Origin of the sequence: Streptomyces sp. HPF1205 (assembly GCF_020400825.1) — a bacterium.
Taxonomy (GTDB): Bacteria; Actinomycetota; Actinomycetes; order Streptomycetales; family Streptomycetaceae; genus Actinacidiphila.
Genome location: NZ_JAINVH010000016.1, coordinates 42,412 through 62,885, shown reverse-complemented (window position 1 = coordinate 62,885; position 20,474 = coordinate 42,412). Strand labels below are relative to the sequence as shown.

At 68.4% G+C, this 20,474-nt stretch carries 22 protein-coding genes and 1 pseudogene; 10 read left to right on the top strand and 13 right to left on the bottom strand.

Features of this window, described 5'->3' with window-relative positions; genetic code table 11:
* Positions 1 to 73 precede the first annotated feature (73 nt).
* The 3 genes from K7G61_RS19800 to K7G61_RS19790 are packed head-to-tail and all read right to left on the bottom strand — an operon-like array spanning position 74 to position 2,116.
* A complete protein-coding gene (locus K7G61_RS19800) occupies positions 74 to 772 on the bottom strand; it encodes an ATP-binding protein (RefSeq protein ID WP_225848228.1) in 699 nt (232 codons plus the stop codon).
* Complete coding sequence (locus tag K7G61_RS19795; protein ID WP_225848227.1) at positions 772 to 1,788, bottom strand: hypothetical protein; 1,017 nt, start codon at positions 1,786 to 1,788, stop codon at positions 772 to 774. The genes K7G61_RS19800 and K7G61_RS19795 overlap by 1 nt, the downstream gene beginning before the upstream one ends.
* Before the next feature lies 1 nt (position 1,789).
* On the bottom strand, positions 1,790 to 2,116 hold the full coding sequence (locus K7G61_RS19790; RefSeq protein WP_225848226.1) for a transcriptional regulator: 327 nt from the start codon (positions 2,114 to 2,116) through the stop codon (positions 1,790 to 1,792).
* A 424-nt stretch (positions 2,117 to 2,540) separates the two neighbouring features.
* On the opposite strand from K7G61_RS19790, the gene K7G61_RS19785 reads away from it, so the two are divergent.
* Together K7G61_RS19785 and K7G61_RS19780 are read left to right on the top strand one after the other, a co-directional pair.
* The gene (locus K7G61_RS19785) at positions 2,541 to 2,984 is read left to right on the top strand and encodes a helix-turn-helix domain-containing protein (protein ID WP_225848225.1); all 444 of its coding nucleotides are present in this window, start codon (positions 2,541 to 2,543) and stop codon (positions 2,982 to 2,984) included.
* A 252-nt stretch (positions 2,985 to 3,236) separates the two neighbouring features.
* Positions 3,237 to 3,806 carry a hypothetical protein gene (locus K7G61_RS19780; protein WP_225848224.1) on the top strand — a complete coding sequence of 190 codons (570 nt, stop codon included), beginning with the start codon at positions 3,237 to 3,239 and terminating at the stop codon, positions 3,804 to 3,806.
* Between the two features lie 111 nt (positions 3,807 to 3,917).
* On the opposite strand, the gene K7G61_RS19775 is transcribed toward K7G61_RS19780, so the two are convergent.
* A complete protein-coding gene (locus tag K7G61_RS19775) occupies positions 3,918 to 4,241 on the bottom strand; it encodes a helix-turn-helix domain-containing protein (protein ID WP_225848223.1) in 324 nt (107 codons plus the stop codon).
* Between the two features lie 230 nt (positions 4,242 to 4,471).
* Here K7G61_RS19775 and K7G61_RS19770 point away from each other — a divergent pair, with 230 nt between their 5' ends.
* On the top strand, positions 4,472 to 4,627 hold the full coding sequence (locus tag K7G61_RS19770) for a hypothetical protein (protein WP_225848222.1): 156 nt from the start codon (positions 4,472 to 4,474) through the stop codon (positions 4,625 to 4,627).
* 426 nt (positions 4,628 to 5,053) lie between these two features.
* Here the strand turns inward: K7G61_RS19770 and K7G61_RS19765 are convergent, their stop codons facing one another.
* Positions 5,054 to 5,200 carry a hypothetical protein gene (locus K7G61_RS19765; RefSeq protein ID WP_225848221.1) on the bottom strand — a complete coding sequence of 49 codons (147 nt, stop codon included), beginning with the start codon at positions 5,198 to 5,200 and terminating at the stop codon, positions 5,054 to 5,056.
* Between the two features lie 307 nt (positions 5,201 to 5,507).
* Here K7G61_RS19765 and K7G61_RS19760 point away from each other — a divergent pair, with 307 nt between their 5' ends.
* Together K7G61_RS19760 and K7G61_RS19755 are read left to right on the top strand one after the other, a co-directional pair.
* On the top strand, positions 5,508 to 5,732 hold the full coding sequence (locus K7G61_RS19760; RefSeq protein ID WP_225848220.1) for a hypothetical protein: 225 nt from the start codon (positions 5,508 to 5,510) through the stop codon (positions 5,730 to 5,732).
* A gap of 174 nt (positions 5,733 to 5,906) precedes the next feature.
* Positions 5,907 to 6,266: a hypothetical protein gene (locus tag K7G61_RS19755; protein WP_225848219.1), complete on the top strand. Its 360-nt coding sequence runs from the start codon at positions 5,907 to 5,909 to the stop codon at positions 6,264 to 6,266.
* 179 nt (positions 6,267 to 6,445) lie between these two features.
* On the opposite strand, the gene K7G61_RS19750 is transcribed toward K7G61_RS19755, so the two are convergent.
* The 5 genes and pseudogenes from K7G61_RS19750 to K7G61_RS19730 form a co-directional block, all read right to left on the bottom strand.
* On the bottom strand, positions 6,446 to 7,738 hold the full coding sequence (locus K7G61_RS19750) for a hypothetical protein (protein ID WP_225848218.1): 1,293 nt from the start codon (positions 7,736 to 7,738) through the stop codon (positions 6,446 to 6,448).
* A gap of 161 nt (positions 7,739 to 7,899) precedes the next feature.
* Positions 7,900 to 8,617 (bottom strand): annotated as a pseudogene (locus K7G61_RS19745) (transposase family protein).
* 177 nt (positions 8,618 to 8,794) lie between these two features.
* Complete coding sequence (locus tag K7G61_RS19740) at positions 8,795 to 9,970, bottom strand: cytochrome P450 (RefSeq protein ID WP_225848217.1); 1,176 nt, start codon at positions 9,968 to 9,970, stop codon at positions 8,795 to 8,797.
* Positions 9,971 to 9,974: 4 nt separating this feature from the next.
* Complete coding sequence (locus tag K7G61_RS19735) at positions 9,975 to 11,147, bottom strand: MAB_1171c family putative transporter (protein ID WP_263984600.1); 1,173 nt, start codon at positions 11,145 to 11,147, stop codon at positions 9,975 to 9,977.
* A gap of 17 nt (positions 11,148 to 11,164) precedes the next feature.
* Positions 11,165 to 11,698 (bottom strand): regulator component, encoded by a 534-nt coding sequence (locus tag K7G61_RS19730; RefSeq protein WP_225848215.1) that lies wholly within the window; start codon positions 11,696 to 11,698, stop codon positions 11,165 to 11,167.
* Positions 11,699 to 12,128: 430 nt separating this feature from the next.
* On the opposite strand from K7G61_RS19730, the gene K7G61_RS19725 reads away from it, so the two are divergent.
* The 5 genes from K7G61_RS19725 to K7G61_RS19695 all read left to right on the top strand — a co-directional run bounded on the left by K7G61_RS19725 (position 12,129) and on the right by K7G61_RS19695 (position 17,799).
* Positions 12,129 to 12,269 carry a hypothetical protein gene (locus tag K7G61_RS19725; protein WP_225848214.1) on the top strand — a complete coding sequence of 47 codons (141 nt, stop codon included), beginning with the start codon at positions 12,129 to 12,131 and terminating at the stop codon, positions 12,267 to 12,269.
* Positions 12,266 to 12,763, top strand: coding sequence for an HAD domain-containing protein (locus tag K7G61_RS19720; RefSeq protein ID WP_225848213.1), 498 nt, complete (start codon positions 12,266 to 12,268; stop codon positions 12,761 to 12,763). Before K7G61_RS19725 ends, K7G61_RS19720 begins: the two co-directional genes overlap by 4 nt.
* A gap of 218 nt (positions 12,764 to 12,981) precedes the next feature.
* The gene (locus K7G61_RS19715; protein WP_225848212.1) at positions 12,982 to 13,710 is read left to right on the top strand and encodes a WXG100 family type VII secretion target; all 729 of its coding nucleotides are present in this window, start codon (positions 12,982 to 12,984) and stop codon (positions 13,708 to 13,710) included.
* On the top strand, positions 13,707 to 17,492 hold the full coding sequence (locus K7G61_RS19700) for an HYD1 signature containing ADP-ribosyltransferase family protein (RefSeq protein ID WP_308190668.1): 3,786 nt from the start codon (positions 13,707 to 13,709) through the stop codon (positions 17,490 to 17,492). Before K7G61_RS19715 ends, K7G61_RS19700 begins: the two co-directional genes overlap by 4 nt.
* A 10-nt stretch (positions 17,493 to 17,502) precedes the next feature.
* Positions 17,503 to 17,799: a hypothetical protein gene (locus K7G61_RS19695; RefSeq protein WP_225848211.1), complete on the top strand. Its 297-nt coding sequence runs from the start codon at positions 17,503 to 17,505 to the stop codon at positions 17,797 to 17,799.
* An 81-nt stretch (positions 17,800 to 17,880) separates the two neighbouring features.
* Here K7G61_RS19695 and K7G61_RS19690 read toward each other — a convergent pair whose 3' ends face one another.
* The 3 genes from K7G61_RS19690 to K7G61_RS19680 form a co-directional block, all read right to left on the bottom strand.
* Positions 17,881 to 18,669 carry a DUF4253 domain-containing protein gene (locus K7G61_RS19690; protein ID WP_225848210.1) on the bottom strand — a complete coding sequence of 263 codons (789 nt, stop codon included), beginning with the start codon at positions 18,667 to 18,669 and terminating at the stop codon, positions 17,881 to 17,883.
* A 141-nt stretch (positions 18,670 to 18,810) separates the two neighbouring features.
* Complete coding sequence (locus tag K7G61_RS19685; protein WP_225848209.1) at positions 18,811 to 19,008, bottom strand: hypothetical protein; 198 nt, start codon at positions 19,006 to 19,008, stop codon at positions 18,811 to 18,813.
* A 253-nt stretch (positions 19,009 to 19,261) separates the two neighbouring features.
* Positions 19,262 to 20,299, bottom strand: a complete 1,038-nt coding sequence (locus K7G61_RS19680) for a hypothetical protein (RefSeq protein WP_225848208.1) — start codon at positions 20,297 to 20,299, stop codon at positions 19,262 to 19,264.
* Between the last annotated feature and the right edge of the window lie 175 nt (positions 20,300 to 20,474).

The following is a 20,474-nucleotide window of genomic DNA, read 5'->3' as shown; positions in this document are numbered from 1 at the left end:
GGGTCGTGGGGCGGCCCGGCGGAGTGAGTGGGCTGTGCGGCGGGGGCGTCCGGGCGGATCGAGTGACGGCAGGTCAGCCGCGTGCGCGTCTGCGGTCGACCGGCGCGAAGGAGACGCGGGTGGTCATCTGCGCCAGGCGCGAGGTGACGCGGTCGCCGAGGTGGGCGCGCAGGTCGGCGATGGGCAGGTTGGTGGTGATGAGGGTGGGGAGCATCAGGTTGTAGCGGCGGTTGATCAGCCGGTATGTGATCTCCTCGACCCACTCACTGGCTTTGGCGGCGCCGAGGTCGTCCAGGAGCAGCAGCGGGCAGCGGGCGAGTGCCGCCAGCTCGGCCTCGCTGTCCGAGCCGGGTCGCGGACGCAGACCCGCGTACAGGTCGGCGGCCGTCGTCGCCCGCCACCGCACCCCGACTCCTGCCTGCGCCAGTGCGCGGATCGCCCCGTACGCCTGGTGGGTCTTTCCCGCCCCGGTGACGCCGGCCAGCAGCAGGCTCGGGCCGGTCGTCACCTGGCGGCGCGCTCCGGGGCTCGGGGCGGCGGCCTGGCGGGTGACCTCCTGGACCCAGTCGAGAACTTGGGGGTGGTGGGTCTCGGCGTCGCGGTAGCGCGGGGGCAGGCCGACGGACAGCGCCTCCAGCGCGGTGTAGGGCTCCGGATTGCCGGGGGCGGCGCCTGTCGTGGTCGCCGGGTTAATACCGCGGGCGGCCAGGATGCGGGACATCCGCTCCAGCACGGTGCCCTGGCCGAGGGGCTGCGGGTCGCGGGTGCGCATCACAGCTCCTCGGCGTAGGCGGCGGGGTCGGCCGGATTGGTCCAGGCGGTGTGGGCGGATACGGCGGGCCGGATTCCCGGCCGGACCGGGCCGGCGGGCGCGTTCATCGCGTCGTTGACCAGGCTCGGCAACCGGGATGGGTGGCCTTGGATCTCGGCGTACCGCCGCAGTCCGGCTCGTACGTGTTCCGGTCCGATCCCTTCGCCGAGGAGCTTTTTCACGACCCGGCCCACATGGGCGATCACGTCGCCGGGCGGGCGCTGGCCGCATGCGGCGACGTACTCGCCGATGAGTCGGTTCGCGGGGACGAGGGCGTCGGGCGCTTCGCGCCCCGAAGGGGAAGACGGTCCAGGATCCAAGATCCTGGATCCGGGGGCCGAGGGTTCGCCGAGACTGTCGCGAGGGTTCGTCGAGGCGTCGGCGAATGGCCCGTGGTCTGCGGTTTCGTTGCCGAGAGGGCCGACACCCGCCGTGCCGGGCGTGGAAGAGTTCCCCGGCCTGGTCGCGGGCTCGTCATGGTGACGTGTGTGGTCGTCTGCCCTATGCGTGTCCGACTGGTCGAGGGAGCGGGGCGTCCTCGACGAGGTCTCGTCGACGGTGCGGGGAGCCTCCGGCGATGCCTCGGCACGGCGGCCGCAGACGCCCTTGCAGGCGCCGCAGCGCTGCTCGGCATGGTGACGCGGGCACGAAGGCATCCTCGACTGGCTCGGCCGGTCGATCTTCTGGTGCTCGTACCAGGTCACGACGTGCAGGTAGCGGCGACCGTCGCAGCCGGTGTAGCGGCAGATCAGGCCCGCCTCGGCGAGCTGGGTGAGATCGTCCTCAACGTGGACGGAGGTGTGCTCCGCGCGGAGCGGCCACAGCAGCCCCGCGATGATGGCCGCATTGTCGCGGTGACGGCCGTGGTCGTCGGCCTGGGTGAGCAGGCCGAAAAATGTCCGCTCCGCCTCGACGGTCACCTCGGCGAGCGACTCCGAGACGAAGGCTTCTGGCTTGACGGTCCGGATTCGCGCCATGTCACAAGCCCCTGCCGGTGACTGTTGGGTTGCTGGGGCTGAGGGTCGCGGTGGCGAGGTCCAGGACGTGGGCGCGGGTCCAGTCGGCGTCCGACCAGGTCCGCTTGATCCACCGGGCCACCGTCGTGCTTGTCGTACGGCTCAGCTCGACGGGCCGGCCAGTCGCGCCCCTGACGACCGCGTGGGGCTGCGGCCAGGTGGATCGTGGATCGGTGAGGCTCACCCGTACGGTGGCCGCACCGGGAATCATGTCGGCCAGTTGGACGACGAGGCGCTGCTGTCGGTCCTTGTCCGGGCATGCCGGACTTCCGCTTCGCGTTTCGGGCATGCGATACTCCGTGCTTCGTGCAGCGCGCGGCGGTTCTCGTCCAAGGTCCCGCCGCACGCGAGACGTGATTCGGTGCCTTGCGCGGCGCCGACCCGGCGCCTGGGAGCTCGTAACTCCCGGGCGCCGTTCTTCTGCCACCGCGCCTGCTTCTAAGGTCTGCGGGTACGCACCGCCTCTCCCTTCCGGTTCGACTTCCGCCGGTGATCACTGCGCATGAGGCGTAAGCACCCCAGGGAGCCTCGTGCGACAGACCGAGCCGTCGTGACCTCCCACCAGGAATGGAACACTCCAGTGGAGTTGATCAACCAACAGCGCGCACCGCAGTTATCGAGGCCACGTTAACTGAAGTGTCGTCACCCGCCCGCGCAAGACACGAAATCACCACCAAAGTGGATAGAATCCGGCAGACGACGAAGGACGGGTGATGACCGAAAAGCACGAGCGCGCGTTCGCCGAGCTGCTCGACTACCTTTTCCGCGAGGTACACCCGCCGAGCCGCGGCCCTTACACCTACGCCGAAGTAGCGCAAGGCATCCGGGATACCTCCGGCGTCACCATCTCGGCGAGCGCCATCCAGCAGCTCAGAACGGGTACAAAGGCGAACCCCAAGCTGCAGACCATCAAGGCCCTGGCCGCCTTCTTCGGAGTCCCGGCCGGCTACTTCTTCGACGAAGAGGTCGCCGAGCAGACCCGCGCCGAGATCCAGGTCGTGGCCGCCATGCGCGACCAGGAAGTCCGCCGCGTCGCCCTACGCGCCAGCGGCCTGAGCACGTCGAGCCTTCAGATGCTCAGCACGGTCATCGAACAAGCGCGGCGACTGGAAGGGCTGCCGGGCGAGGAAGACTCGGGACTGCTCGACGACCGCTGACCCAGCTCTGGGTCAGCGAAGTCGGCCCATCGGCGCCCGTCGCCTCCCTGTCCCGCGCGAAGGTTCCTCAGTGGCCCCTGGCAAGGGGCCCGAGCCCGTCTGGCGTCGTCCGACGGCCGCTTGCCGCACAGTCGTGCTACCCAGCGGTGGGCGGAGCACCGCCGGCACCGCTGCGTCCCCTAACGGACAGGACCGGTATCGTCACGCCGCCGGCCGTCCAGGCTGAGGTACTCAACCGACGGGAGGATGATCGTGGCGACGGACATCTGGGGCGTCTTGCACGAGAAGCAGCGTCTCGCGTGGACGTTCACGCCCTTCGAACGGGTTGGGCCACTGGAATTCGGGATGACGCATGAGCAGGCGCAGTCGGCACTTGATGGCGTCCTTCGGACGGCTCTTCGGGAGGGCGCGGCCGGGAACGAGGTTCGGGCCGACTTCTGGCTGGAGCAGCGACCTGATGCCAGGTTCTCCGGACCGGCGGTAACTGTGTATTACGACCGGTCGATCGGACTGGCGGGCATTGCGGTCAACGCGCTGCGTGGCCCCCAGGTGACCCTCGACGGGATAGGACTCGTAGGGCAGGTGCCCTCACGCCTGGAGGATCGGTTCGCCGACTTCCTCCAGACGCACGACAAGGAACTTCGGTACTCGCAGTGCGCCGATCCTTGCTCGGCGCAGCTCGGCTTGGTACTTCGGGTCCAGCGGGCTGGCGACCTTGTACTGAGCCGCCCAGTGATGGTGGCTGAGGCCTGGTCCGAACATTGCTGGGACACCACGGAGGGCAGCATCCCCCAAGAGGAGTGGAAGACTTTCGAGTGGTAAGGACCGACTGCAAGGCACGCCGCCAATGCCTACGCGAGCCCTGCCTTCCTCCGACGTCACGCTTTGAAGTTGGGCAGCGCAGCCACGGCGGCCTCGACGCCGCCATTCCCGTCACTGAGTCCCGCCACCGCCCCTACCCGGCCGGTCCGTCCACCGGCCGGCGCCTCGCTCGATGTCCTGGACCGTCCCCAGTGAGACACCGAGTGCGGCAGCGATCTTCCGGTACGAGACCTTCTGTGCCCGGAGGGCGAGGACAACCTCCCGGCGCTTTTCGTAGAAGCGCTTGTTGCGCTCTGACTGTTCCTTCAGCACCTGCCCGATGACGCGGGCTTGGGTGACCGGGTCGGTCATGGCCTCGACTGCGTCCAGCGCCGCGCGGACGCGGCGCACCACTTCCTCGGCTTCCTGCTCCTCGGCTTCCTGCTCCTCGGCCATCCCGGTCCTCGTCTTCGGGTGTGTCCGCTTGCACCACCGTATGGGCGCCCATACAGTGACAAATGGTCCTCGAACTACCAGCAAAGACCCTGGCCGGGTGGTGACACACGCGACCGGGGTTTGCCAGAGGCCGGGCCCGGTGGTGACACACCGGGCCCGGACAACCCCGATCCGGTGGTGACACACCGGGCCGGGCCAGCCAGTCCCTGCTCACGACAGGAGCCTGACCAATGTCGAATCTATCCATCCTGCAGTCGCTGGAGCATCCGCGCCGCGTACTCGTCATCGGATCCGTGCGCCGCACGGCGAACGGCCGGACGATCACCGCCACCGTGACCGAAGCCGGAGGCCGCGGCCGCATCACGCCCGCCAGGAGCGCTCGGTGAAGGGCGCCGTCCACGACCCGAAGACGTGTCCGCTGTGCGCCCGCCTGCGGCACCCCTCACACGTCGGCACCCGTACCGCCCCAACCCCGCGCCGCCCGCTGCCCGTGAAGGAAACGGACGGTCGTCGCTGATGTGGGCCGACGACGCGAACGACCGTGCCATCCCGATCATCCCGGCTCAGCGCGTCCCGGCCGAGGTGCCCGCCTGCTGCGGACGGCAGATGGAACGGGATCGGGGCCAATGGGTGTGCCGCAAGTGCCGTGGCTACTACCACCCGTTGGAAGGAGAGATGACCGCGCTGCACGACACGGACGCGGGCCGCCACACCACGGGACCCCGAGCCGAGACGACGCACGGGGACGTAGCCCGGGTGTCCCGCCTCCGCCGGGCTGCGCGCTTCCTGACTCGTCGCCCCTCCGCAGGTGCTCAGTCCTGGCAGTGCTCCCAGTGCGGCCGCTGGTTCGACAGCGACCGGCCGGCGCAGGTCTGCCCGGACTGCTCGTAGTACCCGCCCCTGACCGGGCCGGGCCCGCACCCGGCGGGCCCGGCCAAGTTGTTGTCCCTGAGCGGCATGACAGACAGCCAACTGATTCGTGGCCCCTGCGGCACCATCCGGTGAGACATGGCTCGTTCCCGCTCTGGCGTTGACGGCGTCGTCCACGTGACCCTGGCCGTGGGGGGTGGTCAGGTGGTTCGTCCGTGGGTGCGCCGGAACATCGGAGAGCAGCGTCTGTGGGTCTGGATGCCCTACCTGAACGGCTCCAACCGGCACTGGCTCCTGGAAGAGCTGGGCGCGAGAGTACGACCTGAGTGGAACCGGACCGCGAGCCCCAGACGGTGGGAGATCGCCAGGCCACACCTTCGGACAATCGTCGACGCAATGGCGCAACGCTTCGGCGAGGTCGAGGTGATCCTGCAATTCTCCGTCACGGAGCGCTGCGACACCCGCTGCCGTGACGCGGCCGGTGACGACTGCACCTGCTCGTGTCTCGGCGAGAACCACGGTGGCACCGCCTACTGGCGGAACTGGATTCTCGTCGGTGACACGACACTCGTCGATGCCGCCCGCCACGAGCGACGGCTCCTTGTGCGCCGCCAGGGCTGAGGGCCGCTGATGTCGGCCTTGTGGGGCCCGGTGGCTGCGTCCCTCGGAGCTGTCCTCACGACGTTGGTGGGGGTAATCGCCGGCGCAGCGGTCAGCAAACGGTCGCAGAACGAGCACTGGGCCAGAGACCAGGCAGCACGGGCTTGCGTGCGGCTCCTGGAGGAGTCGTCGCAGGTGATCATAGGCCTGGTTGAAATGGAGCGGGCGCGGCCGGCCGGCGTGCCCCAAGGCGTGGTTGTCCCGACGACAGTGGACTGGCGCCCATGGAACCAAGCACTGAACATGATCAACCTCGTGGCCGACCGCGGGATCGTGGATGCCGCACTCGCCCTGGACGAACAAATCTGGCGTATGCACACAGTCATCCGACGCGGGCTCCGGGCGGACGAGAACTGGACGGACCTCCAACAGCCCGTCCTCGAAGCCCAAGGAGCCTTCATCAACACTGCTCGACTGCAGCTTGCCCGCGACGGCGTCGCCCTGGACCGGATGACGGGGAAGCCCGCTCCCGACGATCCCCTTTGGACGCGGTAGCCAGCCGCAGGACGCAAGTGCCCGGTTGCGGTCAAGCGTAAGCGTCAGCTCCCCCAATTTTTCCCGTTTGAGGGGAAAAGTCACTGAGCCTCTTTCATCCTGAGTTTTCGCAGGTGAGGAGGGTGTGGGCGGCGGCGATGAGTTTGCTGATGCGGCGGGGGCTGCAGCGGGCGGCGCGGTCAGCGGACCGGGCGCAGCACCATGTATCTGCGGCCGTAGGCGAAGAGCCTCGTTTCACCCACCCGATCACTGTCGGCCACCGCCGCACGGTACTTCACGCCGTCGACGTAGAGGTAGCTTCCGTTCTCGATGCCCGGGGTGTCGAACACCGACCGGGGAATGCCCGTGCCCCGGGTCCATGAGGCGCGTTCCTCGCGGGTGAGCCAGAAGACCGGCTCCTTCGGCGGCCATGCCGGGACGACCTTCACGTCCTCCAGGGTGCCGGTGGCGGCACCGGCACCGGTATTGCCGGCCTCCCAGGCGATCAGGCCCGGCACGCCGTGGTAAGTCAGGAAGAACGTCTGCTGGATCGGGTCGGTCAGCCCGAGGGGGCCTGCCTCGGCCAGGAGGGCGGGAACGATCCGGTGCCGGTAGAGGTCCAGCACACTGAGCACGGTTGCGCCGTGTGTCGTCCGCGCCTCGTCGATGATGTCGAGCGGGTCGACGCGCTGGAACGTCCTGAAGGCCACCAGCGTGGACAGGTCACCGTCGAAGGCGGGGCGGGCGCGGACCGCCGGCCGGGTCGGCAGTTGCGCCTGGAGAACGGCCTCGGGGCCATGGCTCCGAAGGGCGTCGACCAGGGCCGCCAGCCATTGCGCGCGTTCCACCGAGTTTGCCCCCCGGTTCGCCGGGGTGGTCTCGTAGGCCGCGAACTGCTCAAGGGCGTCCGCGCAGGCACCCGTCATCAGGCGGGCGCCCCAGTCCTGCACGGAACTCCCCACCGTCGCCATGCGAATCCGGGCCGCGCTGCGGACGTACTGCTCCTGGCGGTCGAGGGCGACGTGCTCGTCAGGGCGGCGCAGGTAGGCGAGGACCAACCCGAGTCGGGCGTCGTCGGACCGCACCTCCTGACTGATCCCCCTGAGCAGGTCACCGGCCGGTGCCACGTGGAGCTCCAGTTCGTGCAGCAGGGTGACCGCCGCCTGGCCCGGGTCCGTTCCCTGGCCCGCCATCACGGTCACCTTGATGAACGACTCGTGCGGCGCGAGTATCATCTGGGGCTTGAGCAGGAGCGCCTCCGCGATCAAGGTGCCCTGCGGGGCCCGGGGCGGACTCACGAACACACCGGTGGACCCGTGCACGTCGACGCCCGAAGCGAGTGCGTCGATGAATAGGTGGCAGGTGAGGTTTCCGTCGACCAGGTCGAAAAGTTCACGTAACTGCGGGCTGAACGATTTCCGATTGTCGATCAAGGACTGCAATGACGATTTGACGGCGGCGGGAACGGCAGGCTGCCCACTGAACTTCATCATTTTCCTGACAATAGCCTCGACCGGAGGCGCTGAACAGGCGGCCGACGCCGATGCGGCGAGAATACGGAAAAGCGGAGGCCACCCTTTCACTTCCGGCCCTGAGTGAGCCTCTTTCATCCTGAGTTACCGCAGGTGAGGAGGGTGTGGGTGGCGGGGATGAGTTACCTGATGCGGCGGGGGCTGCAGCGGGCGGCGCGGAAGAGCTTCCAGGTCTTGAGTTGTGCGAAGGCGCGTTCGCCTGGTGCTCGCAGGCGGGCGTGGTCGCGGTTGTACTGCTGGTAGTGGGCGGGGCTGTTCGCGGTGACGGTAGTAGGGGGTGCGGACGGTGGCGCCGGCGCCTTGGTAGGCGCGGTCGGCCAGGACTAGGAGCTCGCGTGTGAGGCAGGTCTGGATGATGTCGTGGGCGCGGGCTGCCGTCAGGTCGTGGGCGCGGCCAGGAAGAGCGCGCGAGAACCACAGCGGGGCGCCGTTTGGTGCGGCGATGACCTGCACGTTCATCCCGTGCCGACGGTGCTTTTGGGAGTAGTACGGTTCATCGGCTGCGAGGCGGCCGGTGGGTATCAAGGTGCCGTCCAGGATGACGAAGTCGCCCTCGCCCAGCCCGACCAGGGCTTCGCGCAGTCCCGGGGCCCGGGCGGCCAGGACCTCGACAGTCTCGTCGGCATAGCGCCAGGCCGTGGCTTCGGAAATATCGAACCCGGCCGCCAGTTGCGCGAACGTCTCGTTCTTGCGCAAATACGCGAGTGCCAGCAGTACCTGCTTGAAGCAGCTCAACTTGCGCCAGCATGAGCCAAGTTCACGCCTTCTGGCGTAGATGAGCCACGACACGTGCTCTACGAGTTCGTGCGGCACGTCGAGCACGGAAGGATACGGAACCAACGAGGCCCCCCGGTCGAAGCATGGTGCGTAGAGAACACCAACGCAACGACCAGGAGCCTCGCCTCGCCATCACACTCCCACCGACCTGCCCATTTCCCCCCTCAGGCACAGGTTGAAAGACCCTCGCTAAGGGGGCCGCCCTCATACGGTACGACCACCGAGTCACGTGCCCCTGCACTACGTCACAACCGGCAGCGATACGAGCCCGCGGACCAGGCGGGTGCGGCGCCAGGTCAGCTCGTCCGGAGGGACGGCGAGGCGGAGGTCGGGGAAGCGGGTCAGGACGGCCCGCAGGGCCAGCTCGGCTTCCGCCTTCGCCAGGGGTGCTCCGAGGCAGCGATGAACGCCATGGCCGAAGGCGAGATGGCCGGCGGCGTCCCGTTCCAACGCCAAGTGGTCCGGTGCGGGGTAACGAGCGGGGTCGCGGTTGGCCGCCCCGATCGCCACCTGGACCGGGACGCCCGCCGGGATGCGCGTGCCGCCGAGAGTGAGTGGCTGTGTGGTGTACCGGAAGGTGGCCGTACTCACCGGGGAGTCGTAGCGGAGCAGTTCGTCGAGCGCGCCCGGGATGTCGTTGGGGTTGGAGCGCAGGTGGGCCAGCTCCGCCGGGTGTTCGAGGAGGGCGAGCAGGGCGGTGCCGATGAAGTTGGCGGTGGTCTCGTGGCCTGCGACGAGCAGGAGACAGGCCAGGGAGACCAATTCGTCCTCGGTGAGATGGTCTTCGCCGTCGCGGGTCGCGATGAGGCGGTCCAGGAGCGAGTCGCCCGGACGCTGCCGTTTGCGGGCGATCAGGTCGATCATGTACTCCGCCAAGGCGTGCGAAGCCGCGTCGATACGGTCCGGGCGACCGTCGGCGAACAGGTCGGCCGACCAGCGCCGCACGTCAGCGCGCTCGGCCTCCGGGACGCCGAGCAGCTCGCAGATGACGATCACCGGCAGCGGGACGGCCAGCCCGGCAATGGCGTCGGCCGGGCCATCGGCGGGCCACTGGCCCAGCAGCGCATCGGCGGTGCGGGCGATGAAGTCGCGCAGTCCCGCCACGGCCCCGGTCGTGAACGCCCTGGTGACCAGCGCGCGCAGGCGGGTGTGCTCGGGCGGGTCCGTAGCCACCATGCTGCGCGCGACGGCGGGGTGAAGCCGGCGCTTGGAGTTCTTGTCGGCGAAGAAGGCGGCCGTGTCCTTCGACAGCCGGGGATCGGCCAGGGCCTGGCGGGCCTCGGCGTATCCGGTGACGAGGTAGCCGGCATGTCCGCCGGACCCTACGGCTACCTCCTGCACGGGACAGGCCGCGGCGACCGTACGGGAGGAGCCAGGGCTGCCCGGCGTGCGGGGAGCTGGCGCGGAGGTGGTCACGTCGTCACACTCCAACGTGGCGAATCGGCGTCGAGGACGGAGTACGGCCGGCGCCGCGGGCGTAAGCGTCGGCGACAGCCACGAGCCAGTCGGTCTCAGCCCGCAGGTCCCCCTCACGGGGGAAGGAGCTCGACATGGCCACGGCCTCGGCCGACTCGGCGCGTGGCCGACCGGAGCGCAGCCCGGCCAGTGCTGTCCTGGTCAGCTCCGCTTCTACGAAAGCGGCGCCGCGCCTCGTCCCGGCCTCGACGCTCACCTGCAGGGCCTCCAGAACCTCTTGCGAACGGTACGGGCGCAGAGCAAGCAGGCCGTCGCTGATCTCGACGACTCGTCGCTGCAAGAGGAAGCCGGGGTCGTTCATGTCACCACCATGATCGGACGCAGGCAGCACGATATGCGGCACGGCAGCCGTCAAGTCACTCCACAGAGGCTCCAGGGCGACAAACGAACGAGTCTCCCAGCGTCGTCGCCGGGCTTGGTTGATCGGATAGACCACAGCCGGCAGCGTCAGCCCGACGCCGATGAACAGAACGGCGAGCGCGGGCGCACTCACGCTGAACACGCATGGCGGAGCAACCAGGGAGGAGCAGTGCGGCTCGTCCCTCTGTACCAGATGCAGCCCGAGACCGAGTGACATCAGGACGGTCGCTTTGTAGGCGGAGTAGACCAACCCGAAGAAGCAGCCGGTCGCAGCCAGGCGGAGCCCGAACCGGATGCTGACGCGGCGAGTCGACCTCGACTGCCGCAACGCCTGGCGCAGGAAATCGACGATGGCCAGGCTCAGGTAGGAGATGAACAGTCCCAGGTACAACGCGTATGCCTTGCCTGAAGGGGCGGTCAGTCCTTCCCACATCACGAGCCCCGTCATTCCAGCGAGCAGGGCAGCGGCAACGATGAGCCGCAGCCGGATACGACGGCGGGCTTCATCAGGAGTCAGGTTGACCTGGAAGGAAGCAGCCACAATCGAGGTGGCAGCGCCCATCGAGGCGGAGTTGCTCATCAGCCGGGACAAATGCGGAAATGCTGCGTCGGCCGCCTGCGCAACGAATGGTGTGTAGACGAAGAAAGCAAGCGCACAGGAGAGCAGCAGCATTCCAATGGCCAGGCTTCCAGCAGGTCGTGGGCCACCACGACCCACAAACCAGTAGGTGGCGACCACAGACAAGAGGACAGCCATCGCAACAAACAGAGCGTTCACAAGCAACGATGACGCCCTTTCCTGAAGGGTTGCGCGAGCAGGGCATCCCAACTATCGGCGCCTTGTGCGGGTTCCCGCGACGGCGCGTCCCGTTCTTGATACATCCTGTGACGAACCAGGCTCGCGAGCAGCTCGGCCTCGCGTTCGTCAGTGGAGGAATAACTCGTGCGCCCCGACATACGAAGAACCAAGGTAGGGTCCACGCCGATGGCATGGGCCGTGGTCGCGTCCACCTCCAAGCTCCCCGGATGATCCATCAGCACATGCATCAACTCATGAGTGATGATGTGACGCTGGTGATGGATCGACGCGCTCCCCTCGTAGAAAACGAGGTCGGCATGAGGCGTCTCCAAGCGCACTCCACAGGGCGCCTCGGTCGCCCCCAAGGTGTCCAAGGGCTTCAGCACGATGAGTTTTCCGCGTCGCGCGGCGATGGCATCACGTAATTCACGAGTCGTGAACCCGTACGGCAGACGCAAGCGGTCAATCTGCCGTTCATACGATCCGCGCAGTCGGTTGCTGTCGAGCACGGTTCCGCCGACCTCTCACTACCTGAGAACTGACTCACGTTTGCCGGCGAGGATACGGTCACTGCCCATACTGGTCAGCGCGAGTCGCCCAGAAACAGTATCCGAACGTTCGGCATGGTCGTCGAACCGAAAGCAGAAGCACCACTCAGGCGGAGCAGTGGCAAGCTACAAGCTATTAATACAGGGATTATCTGACGTCAGCGGCAACGGTGGGTAGACGCGATGACTGTCACGGCCACCCCGAGCACCTCGACCTCACTGCGCGTGTCGCTTCGGCCGGTGGCGAGGGCTGGACTCCACCGTCGCGGAAGCGGTGGCCAAGACGTGCAGCTCGGCCTTCGGGACGGGACATGATGGACCTGCGTTCCCCGATGCTCCCTGCATGGTCACGAGTAGGCCCGCGTTCGCAGCGCGGGTCGGAAAGGAACACGTGCTCAGCGCAGTGAATGCCGATGGCGCCTCCGGCTCCACGAACCACCAAATCCTCCGCGAGGGCGCCCGCCGACTGCTCGCCGCCCTGTCGGAGGTGGAAGCCCACCAGTACATGGCCGAGTGGGCGGCCGGGGCATGAGCGACCGCGGGAGATGCCCGCTGCTGTTCCTGGACGTCGACGGGCCGCTCCTGCCGTTCGGTGACGGCCCGCAGTACGAGTCGGCGGGCCCCGCATCGAGTTCACACCTGGCACGGCTGGACCCGCGGACAGGACCACGGCTGGCGGCATTGCCGTGCGACCTGGTCTGGGCCACAACCTGGGGGGAAGAGGCGAACACCGAGATCGCACCGCCTCTCGGCCTACCGCGGCTTCCCGTCGTGAACTGGCCGGAACCCTCCGGCGCGGATGAACGCGAGGATCAGTGGTTCGGACTCCACTGGAAAACCCGGACCCTGGTTGCATGGGCGGGCGGACGCCCCTTCGCCTGGGTCGACGACGAGATCACCGACGCCGACCGGGACTGGGTGTCCACCCACCACCCCGCCCCCGCCCTCCTCCACCCCATCGCGTCGTCCCGAGGGCTCACCGACGAAGACTTCCGCATCCTCGACCAATGGCTACGGGCCGTTTGAGATTTCCGGTCGTCGTCGCCGACCGAGTTCTCAACCCGGCTGGCGCCACGGCCGGTCAAGGCACGCGGCCAGAGCCACCTCGCCCACTTCGCAGCGTGGCCGAAATGCGGTTGTCCGATAAAAGTTCTGGTCATGTGGGGGACCGACTGCTCCAGAGAGCGTCTCTTTCTGGCATAGCCTGATCACTGTAGGTATCTGGCGTGTCCTGTGGGGGGCTTGTGGCGATCGAGTTACCCGGGCCGGTGGTGTCGTTCCTGAGCGTCGTCGGGATCAGCTGGCCGAACGTGAACGAGGACAAGGTGCGGGAGTTCGCCTCCCACATCCGGGAGTTCGCCTCCGCGGTGGACACCACCCACCAGCAGGCCACGGCCACGGTCAACCAGCTCGGCGCCCACTACAAGGGGGCCTCGTACGAGGCGCTGCTGGCGGCGTGGGGCGAGAAGTCCAACACCCACATGGCCGAGCTGGTCAGCCTGTGCCACGGGGTGGCCACCGCCCTGGACGTCGCCGCGGGCGTGATCGTGACGATGAAGGGCGAGTGCATCGCCGAACTCATCGGCTTGGCCGCTGCGTTCGTCGCCGAACAGGCAGCCGCGGTGGAAACCCTCGGCCTGTCCGAGGCAGCGGCGGCGGCGACGGTGAAGCTGGCCGAGAAGGCCGTGCAGGTCTTGGAGGACCAGCTCACCCAGTACATCATCGCCGAGGTCATCGAAAAAGCCCTCGACCCCCTGGTCGAAGCCGTCGGCAAGGCCGCCAGCGGGCTGATGTTCAAGGCCGCCGAGGACGCCCTCGGGGTGGACACCGACGGCTGGGACGGCGGGCCCGGCTTCGAGATCCACCCCACGATGCTGACCTTCCACGCCACCACCATGCACGGCCACGCCGACACCGTCGCCGGCCACGCCAAAACCCTGCAGACCAAGCTGGCCGGGGTGAGCTTCCAGTGACCAACCGCATCGTCGGCGCCCTCGAACACGCCGCCACCAAACTCGGCAAGACCCTCGGCGAAGACGCCGGCAAAGCCGTCAAAGACCTTTACCACTCCACCGGCCACAACCTCACCGGCATCGCCGAGGACACCGCCGCCGCCGACCTCAAACACGAAACCAACCTGCGCAACCTCATGCGCGACAGCAAACAGCCCTCCGTCCACGCACCCCACGAAGTCAACGACCCAGCGCACCTGCCGCACGAGGACGGCCACGAGCCGCCGCTGGGCGGCGAGCACGCCCCCGGCCAGCCCTCGGAGGGCAACAGCGGCTGCACCACCGGCGGCGACCCCGTCGACGTCGTCTCCGGACAGATGATCACCTCCGCCACCGACATCGACCTGCCCGGCCTGCTGCCCCTGACCCTGCGCCGCGCCTACGCCTCCGGCTACACCGCAGGCCGCTGGTTCGGCCCCGGCTGGGCCTCCACCCTCGACCAGCGCGTCCAGATCGACACCGACGGCATCCACTACGCCGGCCCGGACGCCGAGATCCAGCACTACCCCCTGCCCACCGACACCACCCCGTCCGTCCTGCCCGAACGCGGCACCCAACACCCCCTGACGTGGGACCGCGACACCGACACCATCCGCATCCACGACACCGCCACCGGTGTCACCCGCCACTTCGGGCCGCCGGCGCACGACCCGTACGCCCACACCCGCAGCATCACCGCGCTGACCGACCGCAACGGCCACCGCATCGACTACATCCCCGGCCCCGACGGCCTCCCGGCCGAGGTCCGCCACTCCGGCGGCTACCGCATAGCCGTCGACACCACCACCCCCACCCCCGCCGGGCCCCGCATCGCCGGTCTGCGCCTGCTCCACGACGACACCAGCACCCAGATCCTCCAGTACGGCTACGACGGCCGCGGCCGCCTCACCGGTATCACCGACTCCACCGGCCTGCCCCTGACCTACGCCTACGACAACCACGACCGCATCACGTCCTGGACCGACCGCAACAACCACTGGTACGCCTACGAATACAGCCCCGACGGCCGCGTCACCCGCGGCCACGGCCCCCAAGGCGCCCTCGAAGCCCACTTCACCCACGACACCGCAGCCCGCACCACCACCGTGACCAACAGCCTCGGCCACACCACCACCTACCACTACGACCGCCACGGCCACCTCACCCAGACCGTGGACCCACTCGGCGGCACCGTCCACACCACCTACGATCCCTTCGGCCGACTGCTCTCCCGCACCGACCAACTCGGCCACACCACCCGCTACACCCTGGGTCCGAACGGTGAGCGGCTGCGCATCGACCGCCCCGACGCCACCTTCCTCGCCACCCGGTACGACGCCCACGGTCTGCCCGTCGAGATCATCGGTCCCGATGGTGCGGCATGGCAGCAGGCGTACGACGCGGTGGGCAACCGTACCGAGGTGACCGATCCCGCCGGCGCCGTCACCCGGTATGCCTACGACGAGTCCGGCCGGCTCACGGCCGTCACCAACGCGCTCGGCCACACCACCACCGTTGTCTGCGACCGGGCCGGCCTGCCCGTCCAGGTCACCGACCCCCTCGGCGCAAGCATTCACTACCACCGCGACGCGTTCGGCCGCATCACCCGCATCATCGATCCCCTGGGCAACGCCACCAGCCTCACCTGGACGACCGAAGGCAAGCCGCTCACCCGCACAAATCCCGACGACGGCATCGAGAGGCGCACCTACGACGCCGAGGGCAACTGCCTCGCCTACACCGACGCGGCAGGAGGCGTGACCCGGTACGAGTACACCCACTTCGCCCAGCCAGTGGCCCGCACCGGCCCGGACGGCGCACGATGGGTCTTCACCCACGACACCGAGCTTCGGCTGCGCAGCGTCGTCAACACGCAGGGCCTGTCATGGACGTACGACTACGATCCCGCAGGTCGCCTCACCGCCGAGACCGACTTCGACGGCCGCACGCTGGCCTACAGCTACGACGAGGCCGGCCGGCTCACCGCCCGGGCAGACCCTCTCGGCGACATCCGGTTCGGTTACGACGCGCTCGCCAGGCTCACCGCCCGGACCGCCGCGGGCACGCAGACCACATTCGCCTATGACGCCGCCAGCCGTCTCCTCCAGGCAACCGGCCCCGACGCCACGCTGACCTACCAGCGCGACAGTCTCGGCCGGGTCACCTCGGAAACCTGCAACGGGCGCACCCTGACTTATGCGTACGACGCGCTGGGCCGCTGCACCGCTCGTACCACCCCCACCGGGGTGACCAGCACATCCAGCTATGACGCGGCGGGCAACCGCACCGCGTTGGCAGCCGCAGGGCACCTGCTCCAGTTCACCTACGACGAGGCCGGCCGCGAGACCACCCGCCAATTCGGTGCCGCCACTGTCATGCACAGCGACTTCGACGCGCTCGGCCGCCTGAGCACCCAGTCGCTTACCAGCGACGGCCGGCGCATGCACCACCGCAGCTACACCTACCGGGCGGACAGCAATCTCCTGGCCGTCGAGGACGACTTCGGCGGCCTTCGCGCCTTCGACCTCGACCCGGCAGGACGTGTCAGCACCGTCCGCGCCGACGGCTGGACCGAGCGCTACGCCTACGACAGCGACGGCAACCAGACCGATGCCTCATGGCCCGCCGCGCACGGCGCCGAGGAAGCCACAGGCCTACGCACCTACAGCGGAACCCGCATCATCCAGGCCGGCCGCATCCGCTACGAACACGACGCCAACGGCCGCGTCACCCGGCGCCGCAAAGCCCGAATATCCCGCAGGCCCGACACCTGGACCTACGCCTGGGACGCCGAGGACCGCCTCACCCACGTCACCACCCCCGACGGCACCATCTGGCATTACCGCTACGACCCGCTGGGGCGCCGGATCGCCAAGGAGCGCCTGACAGCCGACGGCGAGGCAGCCGAAACGACACACTTCACCTGGGACGGCCCCACCCTGGTCGAGCAGACCTCCGTGGGCGGAAGCCTTGCCCAGCCCGTGACCCTCACCTGGGACCACGACGGTGTGCGCCCGCTCGTCCAGATCGAGCGAATATCGGCAGCCGACGCTCCTCAAGACGTCATCGACGAACGGTTCTTCGCCATCGTCAGCGACCTCGTCGGCACTCCCACCGAACTCGTCGACGACACCGGCCGGACCGCCTGGCGCGCCCGCTCCACCCTCTGGGGCGCCACCTCGTGGCCGCGTGACAGCACCGCCTACACACCCTTGCGGTTCCCCGGCCAGTACTTCGACGCCGAGAGCGGCCTCCACTACAACGTCTTCCGCCTCTACGACCCGGAAACCGCCCGCTACACCGCTCCGGATCCCCTGGGGCTGGCGCCGGCGCCCAACCCGGTCGCATACGTCGACAACCCGCACACCTCCGCCGACCCCCTGGGGCTGGCGTGCTACGACGTCGAACGAGTTCCCGAGGACGAACTCTCCACACTGTTCCACTACACCAACGAATCCGGACATGACGCAATTGTGGAAAGCGAGGAGCTGTGGCCCTCGCTCAAGGAGCACAACCCCAAGGACGCCCGGTTCGGCGACGGGCAGTACCTGAGCAACATCCAGCCGGGCAGCAAGACGTCCGGACAGCTTTCCTACGCCTTCCTGCGCGTGCCGTATGCGGGGCGGAAGTACACTCACTACGTGGAAATCGACGTGCGGGGTCTGGAAGTCATGAGGTCCGTGGAACGGCCGGATGTCTTCGTCATCCCGAACTCGGGAAATCTGGACCTGGCAGGGCGGATCGTCAACCACGGAAAGAACTGACCAATTGTCCATGGAATACTGGAAAGTAGAATGGCACCACGACTTCACCGAAGAGCCTGTCGTGCTGTTCAGCGAGATCGGTGACGACGGGTACGAGATCCGTAAAGTCCAGGTGTACCGTGACGGACGCATCCTGAAAGCGGACGAAGCACACGAGCACGCGCTCATCGGTCTCAGCGAGATCCCCGTCGGTGACATCGCCGACGTGGCAGCTCAAGCGGAGTTCTCCGCCTGGGTCATCTCCAAGTGCGAATTCGACAAGCTCTGGGACCAAGCCGTCTGGCCCGAGTCCGCCTCCCCCTCGTAGGAGTGTGCGTCCGAGTGCAACCGGCCTCGCTCTTGCATGAGGTCCGCAGGTAAGGCGACGGACTTGCATGCAAGATCGCGGCTAATCCCACCAGAACCACCAATCGGATCGCCCCACCAGACCGGTCGCGTAATCAGGAAACGTCGTCGGCGGGTCATCGACGATGCTGTGCGCGGTGGACAACACGTGCTCGCATGCGAGCAATTCTGCGTCCTGCAGACTTTGAGGCGGCCGGGCGACCGAGACATGCAGCGAGTTCCCGCAGGCCGACACCACTTGCGCACCGAACCGCTCCTCCCAACTGCGCAACAACGCACACACCAATGGCACCGGGGCTTGCGACGACCATTCCAGGAGCGCCGGGAGATCCGCACTGCGCCGGGCGGGAACAAGTGCGAGACGGCAGTCCTTGAACTCATGCCACCCCGTGGCGACCAGACGGCCGACAGTGCGCCCAGCCGCCTGTGCCGGCGTAAGGCTGTCAGCGGCCACCGCTACCGGCGGGGCCAGCCCCGGCCAGTCCTCGAAGGGCGGCCCAGGATCGCGCGGCCAAGCCTCGACGCCCTCCGGAACATCCTCGGCCGCGGGTACGGCGCCCGACCAGAGCGGCAGCCTGCGCCGGCGGTATTCGGCGAATGCCGCGGCCAGTACCGGTTCCAAGCGGATCGCATCCGCCTCGGCCAGGTACGACCGAGCCGGGGTACCAGGCCAGCACAACAGCGGGAACAGCCCCGTGACCTCCTGCTGATCCAGCAGGAGGCTCCACAGTCCTTCGATGTCCTCGGGCAGATCGTCCGAGATCCAGATGCCGGCTGAACCTGGAAGCTCGGAGCGGCCGGGGGGCAATCCGTCAGGCAAGGTGAAGGTCACGGCCTGACGGTAGACCTTGCCACTGACGCTCCGAGGAGGAAACCAAGATCCACTTGGCAACAGATCCCGGCTGCCCTCACCCGGGAGCTGTTCAGGATTCTTCGAAACTGCAGCCGTGACAGCGACTCGCTCTCACCACGTCTACCGGCCGCTGATCCCGAAGGGGTCGGTGATGTCGAAGGAGTGCGCTCCGGGGTGGCCGGCGAATTCGCAGCAGGGCTCGCGGCCGGGTGCGAGGCTGGTGACGTCGCAGTCCAGCAGCACTACGACGGCCGAGGGCTGGTGGCCGCGGATCCAGTTCGCCCACACCGCCCCGGAGCCGGTGCTGCCGACGTCCATGACCAACGCGTAATGATCGCCCGTGCTGTGGTGCTGGAGGGTGCAGCGCAGGTGCTGCTCGACGTCGGCGACCTCAGCGGTCCCAGCGGGCGCAAAGGCCAGGGCGGCTGCGGCAAGGTGGTGCGGAAGGCTGGTTCGTTCCCCGCAAATGGGAACCCGGAGAGCGGAGGGCCGCGGGCGAGGGGGCTGTGTTGCGTCGGTCATGGGTGCGGAGGCGTTCCTTCGAGGAGTCGGGCTGTCGGGTCCGAGGGCTTCACCGGTGATCGGGCCCCTCGGTGGCGCTGGTACCGCCGCGGTAGTGGTGGGCGAGGGCGTAGGCGTTGAGCGCGTGGCGGTGGGCGTTGGGCGTCGCCCAGTGGCGCCAGGCGCGTGCGAACGGGGTGGGTTCGCGGTGGATGTGCAGGTCGGGAGGTGCGGCGGCACGGGCGCCGGCACGCAGTGCTGAATCGTGCAAGGGGTAGAGGGCGTAGTCGCCCGTCGCCTGGGTGGCCGCGATTGCAGCCGGGCCGGGCCCGATCCCGGAGATACGAGCGAGCGCCACGGCGAGTTTGAGCGGTGGCATCGCCGGCCAAGCGGCGGGGTTGCGGCAGAAGGCGTCGGCTGCCGCATGAAGGGCACCGCGGTGGGCCAGTGCGCCGGCTGCGGCGAAATCCTCTGTGGCCAGCCGCGAGACCGTGTCAGGATCGGGGACGGTGGCCGCCGGACCGGTCGGGGTGGCGTACGTACGGCCGTGGGCGGTGGCCCAGCGTCGGTAAGCGTGGCGCGCCCGTATGCCGGGTGCCCCTCGGCTGAGCACTGCCGCAGTGATCGCGTCCCACGGGTCGGTGGGGACCAGAACGATCGTGCCCAGCATGGACAGGGAGCCGCTGAGCAGTGCGGGAGCGACGTCGGGCAGTTCGTCCGGCTCGATCCGCCTGGTCATGGGTGGCGGACCGTGTCCTTCGAGGAGCGTGAAGGCGAACGGTCGGCCGGCCTTCCAGGCGACGTGCCAGACGGACGTACTTCGCTTGATGAGTCGGCCGGTCGTACCGTCACTCTGCCGGTACCAAGCCGGGTGGTCGGCGAGCAGGGTGCAAGCCGTCTCGTCGAGCGGGTGCCGATCCTGCCTGGAACGCTTCGTGGGCCGGGGTTCGCTCTCGCGCGCGGAGCTCGTGTCGTGCTCCGCGCTCAGGACGGCCTCGATCTCATGGAGGACCGCCGCCAGCGAACTGATGACGGCTCGCGCGTGGCTCAGGTGCTCGTCCCCTTCGATCCCCGGACGCTCGGCCAGCGAATGCGCGGCATCGGACACCGCGACGCGGGCCCGGTCCAGAGCGGCTTCGGCGCCGCTGTCTACGAGGGCCGTGCCGTACGAGGGCCGCGTATCCGCTGCCCGATCGGTCAGTGGCCGGCCGGCATGGCTGGCCGGCCGGCTGGCCGCGGGAGTAATGGCGCGATCGGGAGGTCCGGTGCGCTGACGAGGCACG